Source organism: Delftia lacustris, assembly GCF_040267515.1.
Taxonomy (GTDB): domain Bacteria; phylum Pseudomonadota; class Gammaproteobacteria; order Burkholderiales; family Burkholderiaceae_C; genus Comamonas; species Comamonas tsuruhatensis.
Genome location: NZ_CP141274.1, coordinates 416417 through 438951, shown reverse-complemented (window position 1 = coordinate 438951; position 22535 = coordinate 416417). Strand labels below are relative to the sequence as shown.

The window sequence follows — 22535 nt, the reverse complement described above, 5'->3', positions numbered from 1 at the left end:
TTGGCTCAACCCTGCAGGTACACCACATGCGTGTGCGTGTACTCGTACAGGCCGTGCTTGCCATCAGCCCCGCCCACGCCGGACTTGCGCACGCCCGCATGGAAGCCCTGCATGGCCTCGAAGTTCTCGCGGTTGATGTAGGTCTCGCCGAAGTCGATCTCGCGCATGGCCTGCATGGCCTTGGACAGGTCGCGCGTGTAAAGCGACGAGGTCAGCCCGTATTCGCAATCATTGGCCAGGGCGATGGCCTCGTCCAGGTCCTCCACCACCTGGATGGGCAGCACGGGGCCGAAGATTTCCTTGCGCATGATCTCCATGCCGGCATGGCAGCCGGCCAGCACCGTGGGCTGGAAGTGAAAGCCCGCGCCCAGGTCTGCGGCCTGCCCGCCCGTGACCAGTTGCGCGCCGTCGGCGATGGCCTGGCGCACCTTGGCCTGCACGCTGTCCAGGCCCTTTTGGTTGATCAGCGGGCCCATTTCCACGTCGGGCCGCGCAATCGGGTCGCCGTAGCGCGTGGCTGCCATGGCCTGGGCGATGCGGGCCGTGAACTCGTCAGCCACCTGGCGCTGCACGTAGACGCGTTCGGCGCAGTTGCAGACCTGGCCGGTGTTGATGATGCGCGAGTCGCGGATGGCGCGCACGGCCAGGTCCAGGTCGGCATCGGCCAGCACGATGGCCGGGGCCTTGCCGCCCAACTCCAGGTTGAGCTTGGTGATGTGGGGCGCGGCGGCAGCGGCGATGTGCTCGCCAGTGGCCACGCTGCCCGTGAAGCTGACCATGTCCACGCCCGCATGGCCGGCCAGCGCAGCGCCCGTGCCGCCCTGGCCATAAACCACGTTGAACACGCCGGCCGGCAACTCGCACTGGGCCAGCAGCTCGGTGAAGGCGTGGCAGTTGATGGGCGTTTCCTCGCTGGGCTTGATGACGATGGTGTTCCCAGTGAGCAGGGCCGGCGCCATCTTGCGGGCGATCAGGAAGAAGGGAAAGTTCCAGGGCAGGATGCCCGCGACCACGCCCAGCGGCTTGCGCAGCAAAAAGATCTGCTCGTTGGCCCGGTCGCTGGTGATGACCTCGCCCTCGATGCGGCGTGCCCATTCGGCCATGTAGTCCAGATAGTCGGCGGTGAAGTTCACCTCGACCTCGGCCAGGCCCAGGACCTTGCCCTGCTCCTCGGTGATGGTGCGCGCAATGCGCGCGGCGTTGTCGCGGATGCGGGCCGCCACGCGGCGCAGGTACTGCGCGCGCTCCACGGCCGGGCGGCGCGCCCAGGCCTTGTGGGCGCCGCGCGCGGCGGCGATGGCGCGGTCCACATCGGCCTGGCTGGACAGGGGCGAGCGCGCCAGCACCGCGCCCGTGGCGGGGTTGGTCACCTCATGCAGTTCGGCGCTGTCGGTGAAGCTGCCGGCGATGAAATTGCGCAGCACGGTAGGGGATGCCATGGAGTTCTCCTTGGGTTCAGTAGGTGCGGAATGCAGGGGCCGCCTGGTCCGTGGCTTGGGTGGCGCGATAGCGCCCCAGGTTGGCCAGCGCGGCCTGGCGCAGCAGGCTGATGTCTATGCCCACGGCGATGAAGCGGCAGCCCCAGTCCGCATAGCGGCGCGCATCCTCCTCGCGCGGCGCGAGGATGCCGCAGGCCTTGCCGGCGGCCAGCGTGGCCTGGACGGTGCGGCGTATGGCGTCCTGCACCTCGCCCTGGCTGGCGTCGCCCGCATGGCCCATGCCCGTGGACAGGTCGGCGGGGCCGATGAAGACGGCGTCCACGCCATCGACGGCCGCAATCTCGGCGGCATTGGCCACGCCCCGGGGCGACTCGATCTGCACGATCAGGCACAGCTGTTCATGCGCCGTGCGGATGTAGTCGGGCACGGCATCCCAGCGCGTGGCCCGCGTCAGGCCGCCGCCCACCCCGCGCACGCCATGGGGCGGGTAGCGCATGGCGTGCACGAGTTCGCGCGCCTGTTCGGCCGTCTCCACCATGGGCACCATCAGCGTCTGCACGCCCACGTCCAGCAGTTGCTTGATGAGCACGGTGTCGCCCTGCACGGCGCGCACCACCGGGTGCGTGGCGTAGGGCGCCACGGCCTGCAGCTGGCCCAGCAGCGTGGGCACGGTGTTGGGGGCATGCTCGCCATCGACCAGCATCCAGTCGTAGCCCGTGGTGGCGATGATCTCGGCCGCATAGGGCGTGGCAAAGCCGGCCCAGATGCCGTACAGCGGCTCGGCGCGCCGCAGCGCGGCCTTGAAGGGGTTGGCAGGCAGTTGCATGGCGGGCTCCTTCAGTGCGTGTACGGGCGGTGCAAAGCGCACTCGGGATTGAGCTCCACGCCGAAGCCAGGCCTGTCCAGCGCCGACAGGCGCATGCGGCCGTTGACGGGCACGGGCTCGCCCAGCAGTTGCGGATGGAACATGGGCACGACCTCGTCGGCCTTGGGGGCCATCATCAGGAACTCGGCAAACGGGCTGTTGTGGCGCGTGGCCACGAAGTGGTAGCTGTAGACGCTGGAGCCATGCGGGATGACCAGGGCCTGGTGGGCATCGGCCAGGGCCGAGATCTTGAGCAGCTCGGTGATGCCGCCGCACCAGCCCACGTCGGGCTGGATGATGTCGCAGCAGCCCATCTCCAGCAGCTGGCGAAAGCCCCAGCGCGTGGCCTCGTGCTCGCCCGTGGTCACCAGCATGCCGGTGGGCACGTTCTTGCGCAGGGCCGCGTAGCCCCAGTAATCGTCGGGCGGCAGGGCCTCCTCGATCCACTTGAGGCCATGGGCCTGCGCACCCTGGGCCAGGCGCGTGGCGTAGTTCACATCCAGGCTCATCCAGCAGTCCAGCATGAGCCAGAAGTCCGGGCCCACGCGCTCGCGCATGGTGGCCAGCTCCTGCAGGTTGCGGCGCAGGCCCTCCTCCCCTTCGGCCGGGCCGTGGTGCAGCGGCATCTTGCCGCCGATGAAGCCCATCTTCTGCGCCAGGTCGGGCCGCGCGCCCGTGGCGTAGAACTGCAGCTCGTCGCGCACGGCGCCGCCCAGCAGTTGGTGCACTGGCTCGCCGCGCACCTTGCCCAGCAGGTCCCACAGCGCCAGGTCCACGCCCGAGATGGTGTTGATGACGATGCCCTTGCGGCCGTAGTACAGGGTGGACAGGTACATCTGGTCCCAGATGCGCTCGATGTCGGTGACCCGGGCGCCTTCGAGGAAACGCGCCAGGTGCTTTTCGACGATGTAGGCCGCAGGCTCGCCGCCCGTGGTCACGGCAAAGCCCACGCGTCCGGCGCTGTCCTCGATCTCCACCACCAGCGTGCCCAGCACGTTGATGCCGAAGCTGCGGCGGCTTTGCCGGTACTCGGGGTACTTGGCCATGGGCGTGGCGATGTGGTCGTCGATCCAGTGGCCGTCGGACTGGTCGTGGTAGTCGGCGCCGCCGCCCTTGAGCGTGAAGGCGCGCACCTGCTTGATGGTGGGGATCTGTGTCATGGGATGGTTGTGCTCCGTGTGCAAGTGGTTCAGGCGGCCGACGGTGCGGCCAAGGCCGGCGCCAGGCGTGCGCGCACGCCCAGCACCAGGGCCGCAGCCAGCAGCGTGGTGCCGGCCAGCAGGTACAGGCCGGCCGCCGGGGAGTGGAAAAAGCCCTCGGCCCAGTTCTTGACGATGGGGGCGATGAAGCCGCCCACGGCGCCGAAGGAGTTGATGAAGGCGATGCCGCCAGCGGCCGCAGCGCCGGCCAGCGTGTTGGCAGGAAAGGTCCAGAACACGGGCTGCACGGCGATGAAGCCGGCCGCCGCCAGGCACAGCGCGGCCACACCCAGCAGGGGGCTGGAGAAACTCACCGATGCAGCCATGCCCACGGCAGCCATCACCAGCGTCAGGCTGGCGATGCCGCGCGGCTGGCCTGTTCGCTCGGCATGTCCCGGAATCCACCAGGCGGCCAGCAGCGCGCACAACCAGGGAATGGCCGAGACCACGCCCACCAGCAGGCCCACCTTGGTGCCCAGCAGGCCCGCCACCTGGCTGGGCAGGTAGAACACCACGCCATAGACGCTGGCCTGGATCAGCAGGTAGATCAGCGCCAGGTAGAGCACGCGCGGCTGGCACAGCGCGGCCAGCAGGCTGTGGCCGTGGCCGCCCTTGGCGCGCTCTTCGCTGTCGAGGATGTCCTGCAGCAGCGCCTTGTCCTCGCGGCTGAGCCAGGTGGCGTCGGCGGGGCGGTTGTCCAGGTGGAAATACGCCCAGATGCCCACGGCCACCGCCATCAGCCCCTCCACCGCGAACAGCCACTGCCAGCCGTGCCAGCCGCCGATGCCGTCCAGCTCCAGCAGCAGGCCCGATAGCGGGCTGCCGAAGATGAAGGCCAGCGGCGCGCCGAAGTAGAAAAAGCCCATGGCCTGCGCGCGGTGCGCTGCCGGGAACCAGTAGGTCAGGTACAGGATGACGCCGGGGAAGAACCCCGCCTCGGCCACGCCCAGCAAAAAGCGCAGCACGTAGAACGTGGTCTGGTCGTGGGCGAACATCATGGCCGCCGACACCAGGCCCCAGGTGACCATGATCCGGCACATCCACATGCGGGCGCCCACGCGGTGCATGATCAGGTTGCTGGGCACTTCCAGCAGCGCATAGCCTGCGAAGAACACGCCCGCGCCAAAGGCGAAGGCCGCATCGCTGATGCCGGTATCGGCCTGGAAGGCCACCTTGGCAAAGCCCACGTTGGCCCGGTCCAGGAAGGCCATGATGTACATGAGCAGAAGAAAGGGCAGCAGGCGCCAGGAGATCCTGGCGAGCAGGGGAGCGGGGAGTTTTTTCATGACTTTCCTTGCAGGCAATGAGAGGCCGTCACGCCCGGTCGCCCGGAGCGCTGAAGGCGTGCTTTGTGAAGGTGCGAGCGCGGCCGCGGCGTTGGTGCCGGCCGCGTCGGCGCGTCATGAAACAGGCGATGGGCTGTGCATGTCTTGTCTCCTGGATTGGGTCTGTTTTTTCTTGTCGCAGGGCCAATGTACGGCGCATGATCGATGCTCAACAAATCGAATTTCGGTCACATCCGATACCTTGCGCTTATGCCTGACAAGCCGCCCGAATCCGCCCCGCCCGTGCTGCACCGCAGCCTGCTCAACCGTCTGCGCTACAAGCACCTGCACATGCTGGTGGCGCTGGGATCGAGCCTGAACCTGCACCGCGCATCGCTGAGCCTGGCCATGTCCCAGCCTGCGGCCACGCGCATGCTGCGCGAGATCGAGGACATGTTCGGCTGCCAGCTCTTCGAGCGCCTGCCGCGCGGCATGCGGCCCACGGCGCTGGGCGCGCAGCTGGTGCGGTTTGCCGAGGCTTCGCTCAACAGCCTGGACCGCTGCGCCGAGGACCTGGCCGCGCGCCGCCAGGGCGGCTACGGCTACCTGTCCATCGGCACCATCATGGGCGCAGCACCCGACCTGGTGATGACGGCCGTGGCCCGCATGAAGGCGCAAAGCCCGCAGCTGCGCCTGCGCATCATGGGCGACACCAGCGACCAGATCCTGCGCCTGCTGGACCAGCGGCGCATCGACCTGGCCATTGCACGGCGCAGCCCCACGGCAGACAGCAGCGGCTACGGCTTCGAGGAACTGGGCAACGAGCGGCTGCTGCTCGTCGTGCGCAGCGGCCATGCGCTGGCGCGCCGGCGCAAGCTCGACTGGGAGGAACTGGTGCGCGACTGGCCCTGGATCCTGCAGCCGGCCACCAGCCCCGCGCGCATCGCGCTCGACCAGTTGCTGCAGCGCCTGGAGCTGCCCGCGCCGGCCGACATCATCGAATGCAGCTCGGTGTACTCCATGCAGCAACTGGTGCAGCTGACCGATGCCGTGATGCTGCTGTCCGAATCCGCGCTCAAGGACTATCTGCGCATGGGCCTGGTCAGGGCGCTGCCGGTCTGCATCGACGTGCCCATGGCGCCCTTCGGCATCCTCACCCGCACCGATGACGCGCCCACGCAGGAGCAGCAGCGCTTCATCGCGCTGCTGCGTGCGCAGGCCCGGGGGCTGGCTCGAGCCGGCTGAGCCAGCACCGCTCGCGTTTCGGCCTGCAATCTCGCATGGCGCATGGCGCATGGCGCAGGGGAACGGCCGTTGCCGGGCCTGCTCGGCGGCCTGCCGTCACGCGGCCTGGGCTTCAACACCGGCGTGCAGTTCATGGGCTACTACACGGCCGTGCTGAGCGTGCCGGCGCTGGTGAAGCTGTTCTGATTTTTGCGCTGCAAGGGTCAGAACATTCTGAGATTTGGGTTCAGCGCCGCGCCCGCCGTCCAAAAGGCCCAAGGCCGTTGCCATACTGGGTCACCGAGGCCGCCGCACCGCTGGCGGCTTCTTCCTTTGTGTGGCTTTGTCTCTGTCGTTCCTGCGAGGTGCCCATGGGTCTGGCCCTGGTTCAAAGTCGTGCGCTGCTGGGGCTGGCCGCCCCGCGTGTCACCGTGGAAGTGCATCTGGCCAACGGCCTGCCGTCGTTCACGCTGGTGGGTCTGGCCGATGTCGAGGTCAAGGAAGCGCGTGAACGCGTGCGCTCGGCGCTGCTGAACTCCGGGCTGGAGTTCCCGAGCAACAAACGCATCATCGTCAACCTGGCGCCCGCCGACCTGCCCAAGGATTCGGGGCGCTTCGACCTGCCCATTGCGCTGGGCATTCTCGCGGCCAGCGGCCAGATCAATGGCGATGCGCTGGCCGACTACGAATTCGCGGGCGAGCTGTCGCTGTCGGGCGCGCTGCGGCCCGTGCGCGGCGCGCTGGCCACGGCCCTGGCCCTGCACCGCCAGCAGGACGGCGCCCGCCTGGTGCTGCCGCCGGGCAGCGCGCAGGAGGCGGCCTTCGTGCCGTCGGCCCAGGTGTTCTGCGCGCACCACCTGCTGGACGTGGTGCGCCGCTTCATCACACGCTCGGCCAATGCCCTGGTGCAGGCGGAGCAGGAACCGGACGATGCCTGCTGCTGCGACGAAAGCGAGGACACCGACGAGACCGACGAAACCGACGCCTTGCCGGCAGCAGGCGACACCCAGACATGCTCCGGCCCGGGCTGGCATGCGGTGCAGCCGCAGCCCGCCGTCGCCGTGCGCAGCAGCCTGGACCTGGCCGAGGTGCGTGGCCAGGCCCAGGCGCGGCGCGCGCTGGAGATTGCGGCGGCCGGAGGCCACGGCCTGCTGCTGGTGGGGCCGCCGGGTTCGGGCAAGTCCATGCTGGCCCAGCGCTTTGCCGACCTGCTGCCGCCCATGAGCGACGACGAGGCGCTGGAAGCCGCCGCCATCGCCAGCCTGGCCGGCCGCTTCACGCCCGAGCGCTGGCGCCAGCGCCCCACGGCCAGTCCGCATCACACGGCCAGCGCCGTGGCCCTGGTCGGAGGAGGTTCGCCGCCGCGCCCTGGTGGGCATGGACATAGTTATCGCCACCTCTGCCACTATGAAGTAGCGCAAAATCTCCAAAAAAAGTGCCACGAAAGGGCCAAAGTTAGAAGCTACTTTTGCCGTTTGAAGCTGTTCTTGGCAGTCGGAACGTATGAACCTCAATTACGTGGAGCCGCCAAGCCTCCTCGACTAACAGTGTTGGCCCACAGACCTACTTTAGAACCGAAGATTTCCTCTTCTGGCGCGGGTTAAATATAAGATACAACTTATATAGCATATGCGTGGCTCGCGCAGATACGTGAGGATGAGATGGCCAGCTCGCCCTCTGGCGCCGCCCTTTCGTTTATCTTAGGAGATAGAAAAAGGACTGTGCTTATGACTAGAAATATGGGATCGATGTACGTAATGACGAGTCCCCAGCACCTCCGAGGCCGGGTACTCAGGTACAAGGTGACACTGCTGTGTCGCACCTACGATTCAGGAACGAGCGTGCCGCTCGAAGCTCGCCGTGAGGACTCGCAACTGGACTTCTATCTCAGTCGCATAGGCCGGAGCACCGCAGGGGGGGGGGGGGCGCCGTCTCCGCTTGCGAAGCACTCGTATCGATATCCAAGCTAGCTACTACTCGCGCCAACGTAGGCCAGCCACCGCAGCTACTGTTGAATAGAAAGAGATCGCGAAGAGGCCGTAGAGCTCGCTACAGTCAAGAAAGGACTTCGTGCATGCGTGTGCTTGACGACCCCATGTCGTGCACAGGGCCGGATTGATGGCTGCAACCATCAACCCAGTATTGACCACGCCAGGAATTCCTCCAGTACCTTCACTGATGCCCGTTTTGCACGCTTTCTTCATGGAAACTTTGAATTCGTGCAGTTGCAAGGCACCAGTTGAAATCTCAGAGGCGGATCAAGTCGCTGGTCTTCAAACACTCAAAGTGTGTGTCCAACGGGGGGCCCATCCCCGAGCGAGGTAGTCCACCAAGGTGCGCGTTCCGTAGAAACGAAGCCGTCCATTCTGACGGAAAGCCAAAGCCGACTGATCCACGCGCAGCCCGGACGAACGAGCCCGAGCCGTGAGATCGGCGAGAACCGAAGCACGAGCAGAGTCAGTGTTGGACGTGGCATTTGCTTCGAAGACTGCGAAGTTCACTTCGCCGCCGCTGACGGCGCGCTCACGAAGATGTGCGAAATTAATTTGCATAGAAATTCCTTTAGAAAAAGCTGGGGAAGGAGTTTTCCAACCCCAGCAAATCGATCACCGACGGCTGTCCGGAGTGACCTTGACAGGGGTCCAGCCATGACCCGGCTTCGTAGTGGGAGGAAGCGGCTTGTTGTCAGGAACGGCTGCGTAGTTGGGTTGCCTCCCCCCACGCGGCCCGACCTGCTGAAACACACCGCCACTGTTGCCGGTACTGGAACCGGGCTTCTTGGGTGCTGCCATGAAATTCTCCTTTGGAACAGCAATACCCCGGAAATGAAAACCTCATGTAGCCAGCTGGACCAGATTTCTCTATGCTTCGCAGACTTTTCCTAGCGGAGAGGTGACAGTCAGCGCCGGGTGCGCTTCCTGTACGGGCCGAGTCAGAATCTCACCTCTGACTCGGCCTTTTCTTTTTGCATGTATGCCCATACAGGCATCACACACGAGACACTATAGGTGGTGTACCGAGGCATGGCAAGCCACTAGATGTAGTGCTTCAATCATCGATTTGTATCGCTTTGAAACACCCCCCCGGCAAGGCCATCGCTGGTGGCTCGTTGCAGCACTCAATGTACCCATCAGCGCTACGTAGGTGCTACAGCTTTGTTCAGCTGGCCCTACAGGAAACACGAAGCGGGTTATAGAAAGCTATAGCCTCTACACTTTTCTTTGTGAGAAGCTACCGCTTTTGAAAAGTGGGGAGCCTCATGCCAAAAATTGCCGTGGTAGATGATGACCGTAGTACCAACGCCAGGCTTGCCGGGTTGCTAGGGCAGATAGAAGATGCATTAATATCTCAAGCGTATTCGCTTGATGAGGCAGAGCGGCTAATATCACAGGGTTGCTTCGACCTTTTAGTAGTTGATATAGATTTGGGAAATAAAGTCGAAGAAAAGCTCGGCGGAATGCATTTACTGCGCCAATATGGCGCAAAAATGACGACACTAATCGTGTCCGGAATACCTGAGGCTCATATATATCAAGAGATAGCTTTAAGCCAACTGAAGGCCTTTGAGTTTCTTAATAAACCGATCCGTGATGTAGACTTTCTGCATAAAGTTCGTCATGCCTTAAGCTTCGGTGTTTCTGCTGAAGCACAAGCTGCGGTGGGCGCCAAAAATTGGCCAAAATACTTGGAGGTTCAGCCCGCACCTAGATCGCCAAATTTAAGCTGGAGGGGTCAGGCTGTTCCGTTAACCTCAACGGAACTCGCTATTACATATGCTCTAGCATCAAAGGCTGGATCGACCGTAACTCATGCAGAACTGGAAGAGGCGTTGAAGAGCGGAACAACGATTACCGCTCATATAGCGAACACTAGGAAAAGGTTTCGCGCTGTAGATTCAGATTTTGATCAGATTGGCACCACCCCCGGAAAAGGGTACTATTGGAAATCAGATGCCAATTAAAAATGCTACAGCTGAACTGCGTAAGAAAATAAAGCGAAAACTCGTCAAACACACTTTTGTATTGACATTTTTCATTGGTGCAGTTGCAGCTATCAGCCTTGCATTTTTCGCACTAACCGACTCTATGCATTCTGCTCGACTAAGCGAGAAGCAAGTCAGGCAATCCTCCATAGAAGCGGAGCTCTCTAACTTTCTTTACTCAGTAAAAGAAAACTCACTTCTAGAAAATCCTGCAGCATTTTCTCCAGAACTCAGAAGTTTAAATTTTATAACGCTGCAGTCGTCCTTTTATACGTACCTTCTAAATCGCGGAAATGCCAGAGACTTGACCGCTGAGAAGATTGTATGGGATGCACCGAGATCTTGTATTGTCGAGTATTCAGACTCAAGCACGCCAAGTGATGTTTCAAAAGAATTGAAGCTGCAGGCATGCTTTGCCATGATAAATGACGATGTCAGAGGACGATACGCATATTTTTCTTTAAAATACCCCACTCCCACCATTGCACGTCATCGTTCTGGTAATGTATTAAACCGATCAGATCGGGTGATTCTGACAATAGATGCAGAAAAGCCTTTGGTTTTTACTTTAGTTTTTGAGCCACCAACGCTTGCAGCCTCTCGATACCCGTCGCAATTGCAAAGATTTGCAGGAATTCATGAAGTATCCGCATTTCTTGCATCGAACAATGAAAAGGCTACGAGGGCAATAAATGCGCAAGCCTTCGAGCGTCTGAGTGGCGATAGTTCGAAAATAAATTATGTAACAATCGTTGGACGAATTGATGCTGCTTTTCTTGATGGAATAAGCGCTGCTGGCCAAGACTGGCCTAGTCCAACCATAGGCAGATTTAATATTGGGGCAAAAATATACTCTGGAGCATCTGAAGGTCAAGTGAGAGAGTTGTTCAGCGTGACTCCTGGAGAAAAGGGAACCGCGTTAGTTTCGCTAGAAAGAACATATCTTTCAACAGTAAGTCGAGGGGCAAAATTAGATCTATTTCATAAAAATGGAAATTCAGTCGAAAGAGTTTGGAGTTCCTCGGAACTTAATTTACCCGTTCCTGCTCGTCAAGAGTCTTGGATTCAAACAGTTTTTGATAAATGGGCACGAGTAACTAGTCTTGCCGGTCCGAATTCCCAGGACCCTGTAATTTCAGAAAAAACACACCTAATTGGCGGTCCGTATGGAACGTACTCTGCCACGTTGGTAGCTGACCCCGTTGCGCTACCAGAAGTAGTAACACGTGCGTTTGGATGGTTGACAGCAGCAATATTACTTATGGCGTTACTTTTGGCTGCTGGTATTCATGCTGGTATCCGCCTCTTCCTTTTGGGGAAAAACGCCTGGAATATAGCGGGACAGAAAAGAGAGTTCATATATTCCCAAAGTCCCTACAAAGGAAGAAAAGATGAAATTTCCAGACTTGGACATATATTATTTTTCCAATTCAATAGAATTGCGCAACAACATAAGAAAATAAAACAAGCCATTGAAGCGGAGGCTGCAGCGAAGGCACGAAATGTTTTATTAATGGAAACAAAGCTGGAGCTGCGTCAAGATACTCTAGATGCTATTGGCCATGAAATACGTTCTCCGCTACAGACCATTCTCAACAAGGTGGACGAAGGCTCTGATTTGTATGCAGCAATTCTACGCATGCAAAATGGTATTGACAAATTATATCTTGCAGCCTCTGTAGAGGATGGAATAGGCGGTCAAGAAGTCATATGTTCGCAAGAAGACTTAGCAGACTTTCTGTTCAATTATGTTGAAAATAAAAGTTCAATTATTGAAAGAATAAAATACTTAGGCCCAGAGAGTAATGTCATAACTTATATGGATCCTATCATGTTCGAGTTAGTTCTTGATCATGTCATTGATAATGCTCTAAGATATAGGTACCACAGCGGTCAAATAAAAATATCTTTAATTAGCTCGGAAAATGGAGTGATTGTCGAGGTTTTCAATAATGGCCCGATCATTTCTTCAGATCTTCTCCCAAGACTTTTCAAGGTAGGTGTTTCCGATAAGTCAACACAGAAAAATCATGGCCTCGGACTATATGCCTCTAGGGTTTATTTATTTAAAATGAAAGCAACAATTTCTGTAGAAAATGCCACGAACGGTGTAGTAGTAAGGATGGTTTTTGGAAAAATCAGTGATATTTAGAATAATATATTTTTGTTAGAATCACGCCCGCCAATCTATGCAATTAAAAAACGTCAGTATTTATGTACTGCTAGCAGTCTCACTGGCATCAACCTAAATTTTTGAGAATGCTTCTAGTCCAGCGATCAGGGGCAGTCCAGTTCTTAACTGTCGGAGCGTATGGACGACCATTACGAGGAGACGTCAGCCTCCTCGACTAACGACTTTGGCCCACAGGGCTACTTTGGAACCAAAAATTTCCTATTTTGGCCCAAACCGCGCATCTGGCACAGATAATAAAAAGACCTCGGGCTGTCCACTTCTGCCTCGACGCGCCCAGTCTTTCTCACAAACTGAGCCTCCGTCTAGGACGTTTGTCTGCACCGAAGCGCTGACGGAAACTGGTTCCGATCCACTTCAACCCGTAGCGCTCCATGTCACTCAGATGAGGGGACCAACTGGATATTTTCCCGTTTGGCTTCCGCTCGGCCGGAGGCGTCTTGACGACCTCGAGCAATGAGCTCCAGTGATGACGTCGACGACACAATCACTGCCTTCATGCGGCGTTGCGTCGCTTCGACATGCAACTGGGCGAAACGCAAGGCTGGATACTCTTCTGGACCGATGACTGCGGGCTCAAGCGTCGGTTCCGATATTGAAGTCAAGCCTGTTAGCACTGACCACTCCTGCGTTGCGACCTGGAGTTGCTGCTTTGCGCGCACGGCAGCTCGCGAACTACATTGGCTGGCTGTTGCACCGAACCTGGGGCGTAATCTCGGCGGGCGCGCATTTGAGACATCGATTCTCTGCAGTTGCTAAAGAAGTACCGAGCTAGTTAATTGATTTTATGGTACTGCGTCGAGTGAATTGGTTCAAATTTCTGCTAGGCTGCGGAGTTACGCCCAATATACGAAACGGCGCACCACTTTTTCATTCAAGGCGCTTGTGTCTCTGAATTTAAGGTGGATGATCCCGACTCCAGTTCTTTGGAGATAGGGACTTCTAAAATATATCCCGCACCTCTTCGAGTATGGAGTAGTTTTAACACATGATTATCGTCTAGCTTCTTTCGTAGTCTGCGTACTGCAACATCAACCATATTTTTCGTAAATTCACCTTCTTTCTTCCAAACATGTACAGCCAGATACTCTCGGGATAAAACCTGTCCTGATCGACGCATGAATTCCAGTAGGAGGGCAAACTCACCTTTGGTTAGGTCAAGTCTCTTGCCGCCACGCTCTGCTCTTTGTTTCGATAAATCAAGTACTAGATCTTCTAAATTATAGAACTCTCTGTTTCTCAGGTCACGCACCAAACCGTTTTTTATTTTCTCAACGATTTTAATGATTTTTTCATTTCTTTTGATACGTGACATTGATAATGCCATTATATCTCTTAGGAATAATTGATGGCCAGCGGTATTTGTAATTTTTGTGATAACCGTCACTGAGAGATATTTATCAAGGCCTTGCCTGCAGAATATCTCTATTTTCTCCAAATACGACTGCTTCTCATAAACCAGTATGACGGGAATATCATTACTTATGGCGAACTTTATACCTGATTCGTAGTCGAAAAATTCTTCTATTATCAAATCGAAATTATGCAAAGTCTCTCTGAGATATTGCGGAAATCCTTCAAAAGGCACAATAACAATTATTCGCATTTATACATTTTGCTAGAAAGCTACTTTTAGAATTTCTTTTTGCACCTTTGCCCATTTAGCACCCACTCTGGTGGTTTCTCTTTCTTGGGAGGATGCTGAAGAAAAGAAAATCTTCTCCTGTACATGCAACTTCTGGAGAAGCCTCCTCAGTTGCAGTGATCTCGCTCTTAGCGATCCTTCTAATATTGTGCTCTCCAACGAGTTAGACGTAAAAAGATTTGATGCGATATCTAGGCAGTTCATCGCATAAGTGCTAGTTGCCGGAATAACTCTTGGTTCGGATAGCTTTCCCTTCGCAACTAGGGTGTTCTTTTCTAAAACCAAACCCCATGGCCGAATGGTGGTCGTAATATTCATGGACAGGGCTTCAAGTTTTGTTAACCCAAATGCTCTTGCCAGTCGCAGCCGCATAGCCAGCATGGGTGTAACACTTTGGATTTCTAATATTGCTGCTTCAGCATCTTCTTCTAAGCCAGAAACAGGAAGTACGAAAGAGCAAAGTAGAGTCTTAGCCAGTGAATCCCCTTTGTTGGCAGAAGAATGAAGCAACTTCATTCCGGCCGCCATTGAATCTATATTCAGAGATTCTCTGAGAATAATTATTCCGAGGCAGCGTTCTGCTTCTGCAATTCCATGTTTTGCCGCCTTTTCGAGGCAAAATTTTGCCATTGTTGGATTGGCTACAGAGCTGCGGTAATCGGAGCAAATTCTAAATAAATGCAGCCAAGCGATAGACATGCCAGCATCGCCGCATCGCAAGAGGAGCGCAACGGACTTCCTGAGATTTTGTGAGCGTACAAGTCGATCCGCTGGTAAATGACCGCATGGATATCCGGCTAGTGATCTTCCTAGAATGTGGCAGGCATTGAGATCGCCATTTGCAGAGCACCGTTCTAAGCTCTGCTCGATCATATTTTTGGATAGACAACCCAAATCACGCCTAAATTTCTCTGCATACACAACAATGTCGCATATCAGCTGATGAAGCACTAGGTCAAGCGAAACAGTTCGGCAGCTCATTGAGAGCATTGATATCATCTGTATGCTCTTGTCGAGGCGATTTTCATCTAGTGCGGATCTAGCCTCGCTTTCGATGATATAAGAGACATCTTTTGTATTAATAACACGTAGTGCATGTAAGGCTTCCAATATCTTGGAAACAGGTGGAACTTGACTATCGATAGCATTGCTCTCAATAAGCCTAGTCTGACATCGGCGTAGCCAAGAAATTCCCATATCTGACTCGCAACGAAGAAAGTGCCAGGCTGACAACTTTAATCTTGCAATCTCATCCATTTCAGCAGCTTGCCTAAGAGCAAAAGCCAAATCCTCGCTGATGAGTTCTCGGAGCGAAAGATGTTTTGCTAAGCAGGATGCTACTTTTTTCTCGGCCTTTGGGATCGCCAATCTGAGATAAGAAATTCCGATGGAAGTATTTTTTGCTATCCCAGGCGAGCCTGTTAAATATGCTTCACCAAGCTTTAAACATGCCTCTGTATCCCCAGTCTTCGCAAGCTGCCTGAGTTGTAAATCCTCTCTCCGCATCACATCTCCCGGAATCACTATAAGTTAAGCCAAAAAATTCGAATCCCAATTTTCCAAAGACACTAACAAATATGTGATGGCAACTTCCACTCAAAAAAATGACATATTTGCAATTTTCGTGAAACGCAACGCCTTGGAACTATCAGAAATCAGATCTGCGACTTGAAATGTTGGAAGGAGGGTTCATGAACGATGAGAATTCGCAGTTTTGGCTTGCGCAAACATACTCATTCCTTTTCACTAGGCGATATTTTTTTGCGCGACGTTTACGATTCCAATTGATGTCCGAAGCAGGCATCAACCTATCGCTCTATTAAGGAATTGATCATGAACTTCAAACACATAGTTGCGCTGTCGCTGGCGGGCGTCGCTGCCAGCGCAAGTGCTCAGTCTTCCGTTACGCTGTTTGGTATCGTCGACGTGAACACGCGTTACGTGAACAACAGTAATCTTCCAAGCAATTTGACTATGAACAATAGCGGCCTGTCGTCTGGCCGCTTTGGCTTCCGCGGCGTAGAAGATCTTGGCGGAGGTCTGAAAGCAGGTTTCTGGCTTGAGTCTGACGTGAATGCTGATACAGGGACTTTCAGCTCGACGGGTAAATTCTTCCAGCGCCGCTCAACGATCAGCCTGATGGGCAACTTTGGTGAAGTTCGCTTGGGTCGTGACTTCTCGCCTGCTTCGCAAAATGCAACCAAATATGATCCCTTCAACGTGATCGGCTTGGCTGGGTCCAATGTCACCAGCCGTATGCCTGGTACGTTCGCGTCCTACTATCGTTATGACAATGCCATTCAATACTTCTCTCCAAAGTGGGCAGGCTTCCAAGCGGAAGCTATGTACGCCATGGACGAAGATCCGCTGACCAGCGTTGGTCGCCACATGGCAGGTCGCTTGATGTATGACAACGGACCTTTGAGCGTCTCTGTTTCCTATGGAGCTACTGATGTCAATACTTCTGGCGCTAAGCTCAAACAATACGGCGCCGCGGCCTCGTATAACTTCGGCGTTGCGACCCTGATGGGCTACTTCCAACGGGATGATCTGCCCTATGGTACTTATGGTTCTCGTGCTGCCGGCTCTGAAGATCGTTGGCAAATTGGCTTGACGGTGCCGGTTGGCAAGGATTACATCCGAGCTTCCTATGTGCGAACCGACTCTCGAAAGGGACCCGTTGCCTACAACCAAAGTGACGCCAACAAGTACGCAATTGGTTACGTTCACAACATGTCGACTCGTACAGCTGTGTACGGCACTATCGCCCGCATCACAAATAAGGGTGGTGCGAACTTCAGCCTGGTCGGCGGGGCGACTGGTCTGGCTGGAGGCGGCAGTTCTACTGGCGCAGAAGTCGGTATTCGACATTCCTTCTAAAGAGCCAAATTTGCAGCCTGCAATATGACAGGAAAGTAACTATCCTGCTTGCTAATTTAAATATTGGCTCGGTTATAGTGAATGCCATGGAGTTAGCGCTCCATGGCATTTTTTATAAGGAAAGGAGCTTCCAATGAAGTCAAATCTATCGCTTGCTGCTGTTGCCATGATACTCGTTACAAGCCAAGCATATGCGGATACTTTTCCAACTGGAAAGTCTTACTATGGCTCTGAGGTTCAGTCTTCGAATTTTCGAAAGATAGACCTTTCGCAAAATAAACCAATAAACATAAATTGTGGAGAAATTATTCAGTTTTCCAGCAACGGAAAGACGTTTATCTGGAAGGCTGATTCAATCTACCATACTCAAGTTCCGATTTCAAAATTCGCTCCCAAGGGCTTTGATACCCAAGGCAAGTCGATGTTTGTTGCACCTAATGAATACGAGTACGGTGGATAATTATCCTTTCAATTAAAAAAGCCCACCTAAGCAGGCTGTGTAAATAGTCTGCTGCCGCGATAGCCACGATGCCCTCCAGGCGTTAGCCTGGAGGGCATCGTTGTTTGTGGAGCAGCCCAATGGCCCACCGCAGTGGAGAGAGCCGGCAACAGGCTGCCCTGTTTCCCGTGATGCTCGATGAGCTGGTCGCGCCCGATGCACTTGTGCGCGTCATCGACGCGTGGATTGGCGCTTTGCCCCTGGCGGATCTGGGCTTTGCCAAGTCGATCCCCCAGCGCATGGGGGCACCACCCTATGACCCCGCCGACCTGCTGCGGCTCTATCTATGGGGTTACCTCAACGCGGTACGTTCATCTCGCGCACTGGAGCGCGAGTGCCATCGCAACGTCGAGTGCATGTGGCTGCTGGGCCGTCTGGCACCGGACCACAAGACCATCGCCCAATTCCGCACAAGCAACCTGCAGGCCTTGGTCGCCGCCAGCGCTGCCTTCGTGCAGTTCGCCCGCAGCCAGCGCCTGATCGCCTCCAGCACGGTCGCCATTGATGGCAGCAAGGTGCAGGCGGTGGCCTCGCGCAAAGCCATCGTCAGCCCGCGTAGCCTGGCCGAGCAAGCCCAGCGCAATGCCCAGGAGATCGAGCGCTACCTTGCCCTGCTCGAAGAGGCCGACCGCCAGGACGCATCGGCATCCGGCCAAGGCGTTCGTGTGCGCAAGGCGCTGGCGCGGTTGCACAGCGATGGCCAACTCATCGCCGATCAGGCCAGGGCGCTGGCTGCCAGTGGCAAGCGTCTGCGCGTCACCACCGAGCCCGACGCCCAGGTCATGCGCAGCTTGAACAGCGCGCCAGGCTACAACCTGCAGACGGCCGTGGAGGCTGGCAGTCACCTGATCGTGGCCCATGAGATCTGTGCAGACGCCAACGACCAGACACAGCTCCAGCCCATGGCAGAGGCCGCCAGCGACGTTCTGCAGGCCCCCTGCACGGTCGTGGCCGATGCCGGATATGCCAATGGCACTCAGATCGCTGCACTGCAGGCGCAGGGCATGGCGTGCTACCTGCCGGCCAACCGCGCAGTCAACAACCAGGGCGATGGTCGGCTTTATGACCGCAGCGCCTTTACCTACGAGGCCGAGCACGACCGCTTCGTCTGCCCGGCAGGTCAGTGGCTTGAGCGCAAACAGATCAGCCGCAAGGACTGTGCGGTGATCTACGCGGCGCGCATTGAAGAATGTTCGGGGTGCGTGCAAAAGCCACAGTGCACGCAGGCAGCGCGCCGGCTCGTATCGCGCCATCTCTTCGAGGACGCCCTGCAAGCGACGGCAGAGGGCGTGAAGGCGCGCCCAGAGATGATGGCCTTACGACGGCAAACGGTGGAGCATCCGTTTGCCTGCATCAAACACCGCATCCTGGGCAATGCACGGTTGCTGATCAGAGGTCTGCCAGGGGCCAAAGGCGAGTTGAGCCTTGCCGTTCTTGCCTACAACTTCAAGCGCGTGTTCAACATGAAGGGCCCCGCCTGGATGCATCTGGCGCTGCGAGGCTGAGGCCTTTGCTCGCGCTCGCTCAAAAAAATGCCCCGCAATTGCGGGGCATCTTCCAAGCCGAACTCGGCAGACTATTTACACAGCCTGCTAAGGTGGGCTTTTTTAATTGAAAAATCGGATATTGTTGTATATGGCAGCTGTCCATAGTGCCAAGCATAGCAGTATGCCCATCAGCACTGCCGCACTACCTAGGTCTTTTGCTCTTCTAGAGAGTTCGTGCTCTTCGGAGCCTACCCTGTCTATTGCAGATTCGATGGCAGAATTGAGAACTTCTATTAACATCAAGAGCCAGATGCTTGCGATAAGTAGAAACTTCTCCAGCCAACCGTTTCCAATCAACAATGCCAAAGGTGCGGATATGAGAAATATCTTGCACTCTAGCCTGAATGCCTTTTCATGCCAAGCATCTAGTATGCCTCGCCAGGAGTAACGCGTTGCGTGAATTAATCGGTTTAGTCCTTTTCGGTTCTTCTGCTGATTGACGAAAATATTAGGCTTGGTGGAGTTGTTTTTCACAATAGTGGCTGCGGGGGTGATATCCAAATTTTGAGAAGAAGGCATACATCAGTGCTGATATGTACCAGCAGATTGCTAAAGACCAGAGGTCATGGGATGCAAAATGAGCGCCTCGAAACTGCTGCGTCAGGCCAAAGATCAATCCGGACAATATTCCAATGGCGAGGCCCAGCCATCGGTACGATGGTTTAACCATTAGGAAGAAAAAATAGAGGCTAATCCATGCATATCCAGCACTAGCATGCCCGGCAGGAAAGCATTTTCCTCGCCCGAGGCCTAAGGGCCTGGTCTCAAATAACCCAACAAATGGACGATCCCCTCCGTAGTCCAATAGGCTCCAAGGGCAATCCATGTTGGTTAGTAATTTTAAGAAATTTATTACTACCACACTCGTTAAGATGGCAAGCAGCAAATAGCACAGTGGCGTTCTCCATAGCCTAACGTTCGGCTGAAATTTTAAAAAAGATAGAATATAGATGCATAAAACCACTATTACTCCGAGGATGCTTGCAATCTTTCCACCTCTATGCAGCATTGTTGACGCGATCCAGTTATCGACTAACCTCCATTCATAGCCTTGGATTCTGTATATAAATCCAGCAAGCCATTGATCACCTCCTCCGGTCATAAGTAGATATGACATGGCAATTATTGGAAGGAACGGTGTAAAGATATGGGTTATCAGAAACTGGTGTCGTTTGAAATCTATGTTATTTCGCGACTTTTCTTGAAACATATTTTTTATTTTAAGAATTTTCTGCAGTGTCAGCGTATCAATTAAAACTGGCCCGCATCTAGGGGCCAGTTTTCTCAGACTATGGTGGTCAGCACTGATCAGACCTGTTGCTTTTTGTAGGCTAGCAAACGTAGTGCATTGAAAACCACTAATAGGGTTGATCCCTCATGGACCGCAACCGCAACGCCAATACTGAGTCCCATAATAGTAGCAGGCACTAGAACTGCGACTATGCCTAAGCTCACGAAGACGTTCTGTCGTATGACTGATCTGGTGTGTCGACTCAGGCCTACCGCAAATGGCAAATGCTTTAGATCATCTGCCATTAATGCGACATCCGCTGTTTCTAGAGCCACGTCGGAACCGGCAGCTCCCATCGCAATTCCTACCGTGGAGTTCGCCATGGCGGGGGCATCGTTAACGCCATCTCCAACCATGGCAACTTTAGTGCTTTTCTTTAGGTCTCGTATTGCCTTAACTTTGTCTTCGGGCATGAGGTCACCCCAAGCCTCGTCTAGGCCTACCTCTTTAGCAATCGCATCCGCAACCTTTTGGTGGTCACCAGAGATCATTATCATTCTAGAAATGCCTAGACGACGCAGTTCTTGCAGTGCTTCCTTCGCTCCAGGTCTCGGAGTATCTAGTAGACCGATAGCTCCGAGCTCTTTATCATCAAACCGAACAAACATTGTTGTTCGGCCATCTTCTCGGAGTTTGTCTATTATTAATTTTGATTGACTACTTAGACTGGGAATTCCCTCAGTGCCGAACATCTCGGCCTTACCGATCCAAACCGGTTTGGAGTCGATGGTTGCCTTCACTCCGCGGCCAATCAAATTATTGAGATCGACGGCATTCAGGCGGACCGGCACGGTGATGCGGGCGCCTGCATCTTTCACAATTGCTACAGCAAGAGGGTGGTCGCTGAGAGACTCAACTGCTATGGCCACTTCTAGCAGTTCTTCCTGCGTAACTCCTTCCAGAGGAACTACATCGGTAATCCTTGGCTGACCTTCGGTCAATGTTCCGGTTTTATCAAAGGCAATTGCATTCAGCGATCCAAGTTCTTCTAGAGGAGCTCCACCTTTGATCAGTACGCCTCCTCGAGCTGCGCGGGCTATACCGGACAGCACAGCGCTTGGTGTGGCGATTGCGAGCGCACATGGGCTGGCGGCGACCAGTACAGCCATCGATCTGTAGAAGCTCTCTCGGAATGACTCGTCAACAACAACCCACGCAAAAAGCAGTAAAAATGCGAGCAGCAGAACCGCTGGGACAAATACCTTCTCGAATTTCTCGGTGAAGCGCTGAGTCGGTGATTTCAAGGTCTCGGCTTCGCTAACCATTTTCACGACTCTGGCTAGTGCTGAGTCTGAAGATTTCTTGGTTACCTCAATCTCAATACCACCATCTCCATTAATCGTTCCGGCAAAAACCTTTGATTCCGATCCAACAATATCAGGCTTTGCTCTGGCTCTATCAATATTAGCAACAGCCCGTTTGTCAACTGGAATGCTCTCGCCGGTAACTGGCGCTTGGTTGATGGCAGAGTTGCCGCGTACGATGAACCCATCGGCTGCGATGCGTTCATTTGGCTTAATGAGGACAGTGTCGCCTACGACCAGTTCTTCGACAGGAATTTCGCGAGCCTCGCCGTCTCTCCGAACAGTTGCTTTATCAGGTGCTAGTTCTGCGAGTGCTTCAATTGCACGCTTGGCGCGGCCCATCGCGTAATGTTCGAGCGCATGACCAATGCTGAAAAGAAAAAGTAGTAATGCACCTTCTGCCCAAGAGCCTAGAGCAGCAGCGCCCGCTGCAGCTACAAGCATGAGGGTATCTATTTCAAACCTCTTAAGTTTGAGGTTCTCTATTGCTTCTCTTAAGGTGAAGAATCCGCCAAAAAAATATGCTAATACGAAGCAGCTAAGTGGTAGCCAAGATGGTGCATTGGCTACGAATTTTTCAATGACTACACCCAATCCCAGCAGCGCGCCGCATGTGATCGCGAAAATCATCTCGGCATTTTCTCCCAAAATACCATTCCCATGATCGTGCTTATGATCCGACTCGGATTTTGAATGATCGTGACCTTTTGAGGCAGAAGGATTTTCTACCTTTGACTGAGCTGGCGTGACGCTCAACTCTTTTAGAGACTCCAAAATATCAGCTTCTTTTATTTTTAATTTGTCGAAGTCGACATGAACTTGTCCAGTTGCACTTACTTGTGCTTCCAAAACGCCATCTAATTCGCTGAGTTTGGCCTCAACGGTTTGGGCCTTGCGCGCATGCTTGATTCCATCTAACTCGAGCAGGAAATGCCCCCATCGGTCTGTGACCCTGGAGCCAGCTGCTTGAACTAGTTCACGTATCCGAATTAATGGCAGCTTATCTGAATCATAGTGTATGCATAGCTTCGGCCATTCACCATCCTGCCCGGGCTCGAGATGTACTTTCTCAACCCCATCTCTTCCTTCGATATCATTTAACAATCTTCTTACTAGAAGATCCTCGCTTGAGGAAATCGATGGCAGTACTACCGGTATGTCTAGACGCAGTTTTTTTGACATGATATTTAAGCGACGACAGGAT

General features: G+C 55.2%; 16 protein-coding genes. 7 read left to right on the top strand and 9 right to left on the bottom strand.

Translation table 11 applies throughout. From position 1 onward, the window contains the following. Nucleotides 1-5: 5 nt before the first annotated feature. Genes aldA through U6958_RS03410 form a run of 4 tightly spaced genes read right to left on the bottom strand, consistent with a single transcriptional unit; the run spans nt 6 to nt 4789 of the window. Nucleotides 6-1439: an aldehyde dehydrogenase gene (gene aldA / locus U6958_RS03425; protein ID WP_074923995.1), complete on the bottom strand. Its 1434-nt coding sequence runs from the start codon at nt 1437-1439 to the stop codon at nt 6-8. A gap of 16 nt (nt 1440-1455) precedes the next feature. Then, complete coding sequence (locus tag U6958_RS03420) at nt 1456-2265, bottom strand: HpcH/HpaI aldolase/citrate lyase family protein (protein WP_074923993.1); 810 nt, start codon at nt 2263-2265, stop codon at nt 1456-1458. A gap of 11 nt (nt 2266-2276) precedes the next feature. Further along, complete coding sequence (gene rhmD / locus U6958_RS03415) at nt 2277-3464, bottom strand: L-rhamnonate dehydratase (protein ID WP_016452099.1); 1188 nt, start codon at nt 3462-3464, stop codon at nt 2277-2279. 29 nt (nt 3465-3493) lie between these two features. Continuing rightward, nucleotides 3494-4789 carry an MFS transporter gene (locus U6958_RS03410; protein ID WP_074923990.1) on the bottom strand — a complete coding sequence of 432 codons (1296 nt, stop codon included), beginning with the start codon at nt 4787-4789 and terminating at the stop codon, nt 3494-3496. 204 nt (nt 4790-4993) lie between these two features. Between U6958_RS03410 and U6958_RS03405 the strand changes: the two genes are divergently transcribed. The 4 genes from U6958_RS03405 (at nt 4994) to U6958_RS03390 (ending at nt 12126) form a co-directional block, all read left to right on the top strand. Continuing rightward, nucleotides 4994-6013: a LysR family transcriptional regulator gene (locus U6958_RS03405; protein WP_074923987.1), complete on the top strand. Its 1020-nt coding sequence runs from the start codon at nt 4994-4996 to the stop codon at nt 6011-6013. A 350-nt stretch (nt 6014-6363) separates the two neighbouring features. Next, on the top strand, nt 6364-7596 hold the full coding sequence (locus U6958_RS03400; protein WP_074923985.1) for a YifB family Mg chelatase-like AAA ATPase: 1233 nt from the start codon (nt 6364-6366) through the stop codon (nt 7594-7596). A 1655-nt stretch (nt 7597-9251) separates the two neighbouring features. Then, nucleotides 9252-9953 carry a response regulator transcription factor gene (locus tag U6958_RS03395; RefSeq protein ID WP_016448620.1) on the top strand — a complete coding sequence of 234 codons (702 nt, stop codon included), beginning with the start codon at nt 9252-9254 and terminating at the stop codon, nt 9951-9953. Beyond that, nucleotides 9943-12126, top strand: coding sequence for a sensor histidine kinase KdpD (locus U6958_RS03390; RefSeq protein ID WP_016448621.1), 2184 nt, complete (start codon nt 9943-9945; stop codon nt 12124-12126). The genes U6958_RS03395 and U6958_RS03390 overlap by 11 nt, the downstream gene beginning before the upstream one ends. 913 nt (nt 12127-13039) lie before the next feature. Here U6958_RS03390 and U6958_RS03385 read toward each other — a convergent pair. Together U6958_RS03385 and U6958_RS03380 are read right to left on the bottom strand one after the other, a co-directional pair. After that, nucleotides 13040-13771, bottom strand: coding sequence for a winged helix-turn-helix domain-containing protein (locus U6958_RS03385; RefSeq protein WP_016448622.1), 732 nt, complete (start codon nt 13769-13771; stop codon nt 13040-13042). Between the two features lie 12 nt (nt 13772-13783). Next, a complete protein-coding gene (locus U6958_RS03380) occupies nt 13784-15316 on the bottom strand; it encodes a hypothetical protein (protein WP_074923978.1) in 1533 nt (510 codons plus the stop codon). 327 nt (nt 15317-15643) lie between these two features. Between U6958_RS03380 and U6958_RS03375 the strand changes: the two genes are divergently transcribed. From U6958_RS03375 to U6958_RS03365, 3 genes are all read left to right on the top strand, one after another. Further along, nucleotides 15644-16690 carry a porin gene (locus U6958_RS03375; protein WP_016448625.1) on the top strand — a complete coding sequence of 349 codons (1047 nt, stop codon included), beginning with the start codon at nt 15644-15646 and terminating at the stop codon, nt 16688-16690. 133 nt (nt 16691-16823) lie between these two features. Beyond that, nucleotides 16824-17150, top strand: coding sequence for a CzcE family metal-binding protein (locus U6958_RS03370; RefSeq protein WP_016448626.1), 327 nt, complete (start codon nt 16824-16826; stop codon nt 17148-17150). A gap of 119 nt (nt 17151-17269) precedes the next feature. Continuing rightward, nucleotides 17270-18694 (top strand): IS1182 family transposase, encoded by a 1425-nt coding sequence (locus tag U6958_RS03365; RefSeq protein WP_016448627.1) that lies wholly within the window; start codon nt 17270-17272, stop codon nt 18692-18694. Between the two features lie 102 nt (nt 18695-18796). Here the strand turns inward: U6958_RS03365 and U6958_RS03360 are convergent, their stop codons facing one another. The 3 genes from U6958_RS03360 to U6958_RS03350 all read right to left on the bottom strand — a co-directional run bounded on the left by U6958_RS03360 (nt 18797) and on the right by U6958_RS03350 (nt 22513). After that, nucleotides 18797-19210, bottom strand: a complete 414-nt coding sequence (locus U6958_RS03360) for a diacylglycerol kinase (protein WP_051170571.1) — start codon at nt 19208-19210, stop codon at nt 18797-18799. Further along, nucleotides 19185-19745 (bottom strand): phosphatase PAP2 family protein, encoded by a 561-nt coding sequence (locus U6958_RS03355; protein WP_227468484.1) that lies wholly within the window; start codon nt 19743-19745, stop codon nt 19185-19187. The genes U6958_RS03360 and U6958_RS03355 overlap by 26 nt, the downstream gene beginning before the upstream one ends. Nucleotides 19746-20044: 299 nt before the next feature. Then, entirely contained in the window at nt 20045-22513 is a 2469-nt protein-coding gene (locus U6958_RS03350) for a heavy metal translocating P-type ATPase (RefSeq protein ID WP_016448629.1), read from the bottom strand. Between the last annotated feature and the right edge of the window lie 22 nt (nt 22514-22535).

Excerpts from the sequence above, each read along its gene's own strand:
- aldA (WP_074923995.1), bottom strand. The coding sequence starts at position 1,439 with ATGGCATCCCCTACCGTGCTGCGCAATTTCATCGCCGGCAGCTTCACC.
- U6958_RS03420 (WP_074923993.1), bottom strand. The coding sequence starts at position 2,265 with ATGCAACTGCCTGCCAACCCCTTCAAGGCCGCGCTGCGGCGCGCCGAG.
- rhmD (WP_016452099.1), bottom strand. The coding sequence starts at position 3,464 with ATGACACAGATCCCCACCATCAAGCAGGTGCGCGCCTTCACGCTCAAG.
- U6958_RS03410 (WP_074923990.1), bottom strand. The coding sequence starts at position 4,789 with ATGAAAAAACTCCCCGCTCCCCTGCTCGCCAGGATCTCCTGGCGCCTG.
- U6958_RS03405 (WP_074923987.1), top strand. The coding sequence starts at position 4,994 with ATGCTCAACAAATCGAATTTCGGTCACATCCGATACCTTGCGCTTATG.
- U6958_RS03400 (WP_074923985.1), top strand. The coding sequence starts at position 6,364 with ATGGGTCTGGCCCTGGTTCAAAGTCGTGCGCTGCTGGGGCTGGCCGCC.
- U6958_RS03395 (WP_016448620.1), top strand. The coding sequence starts at position 9,252 with ATGCCAAAAATTGCCGTGGTAGATGATGACCGTAGTACCAACGCCAGG.
- U6958_RS03390 (WP_016448621.1), top strand. The coding sequence starts at position 9,943 with ATGCCAATTAAAAATGCTACAGCTGAACTGCGTAAGAAAATAAAGCGA.
- U6958_RS03385 (WP_016448622.1), bottom strand. The coding sequence starts at position 13,771 with ATGCGAATAATTGTTATTGTGCCTTTTGAAGGATTTCCGCAATATCTC.
- U6958_RS03380 (WP_074923978.1), bottom strand. The coding sequence starts at position 15,316 with ATGCGGAGAGAGGATTTACAACTCAGGCAGCTTGCGAAGACTGGGGAT.
- U6958_RS03375 (WP_016448625.1), top strand. The coding sequence starts at position 15,644 with ATGAACTTCAAACACATAGTTGCGCTGTCGCTGGCGGGCGTCGCTGCC.
- U6958_RS03370 (WP_016448626.1), top strand. The coding sequence starts at position 16,824 with ATGAAGTCAAATCTATCGCTTGCTGCTGTTGCCATGATACTCGTTACA.
- U6958_RS03365 (WP_016448627.1), top strand. The coding sequence starts at position 17,270 with ATGGCCCACCGCAGTGGAGAGAGCCGGCAACAGGCTGCCCTGTTTCCC.
- U6958_RS03355 (WP_227468484.1), bottom strand. The coding sequence starts at position 19,745 with ATGCTGCATAGAGGTGGAAAGATTGCAAGCATCCTCGGAGTAATAGTG.
- U6958_RS03350 (WP_016448629.1), bottom strand. The coding sequence starts at position 22,513 with ATGTCAAAAAAACTGCGTCTAGACATACCGGTAGTACTGCCATCGATT.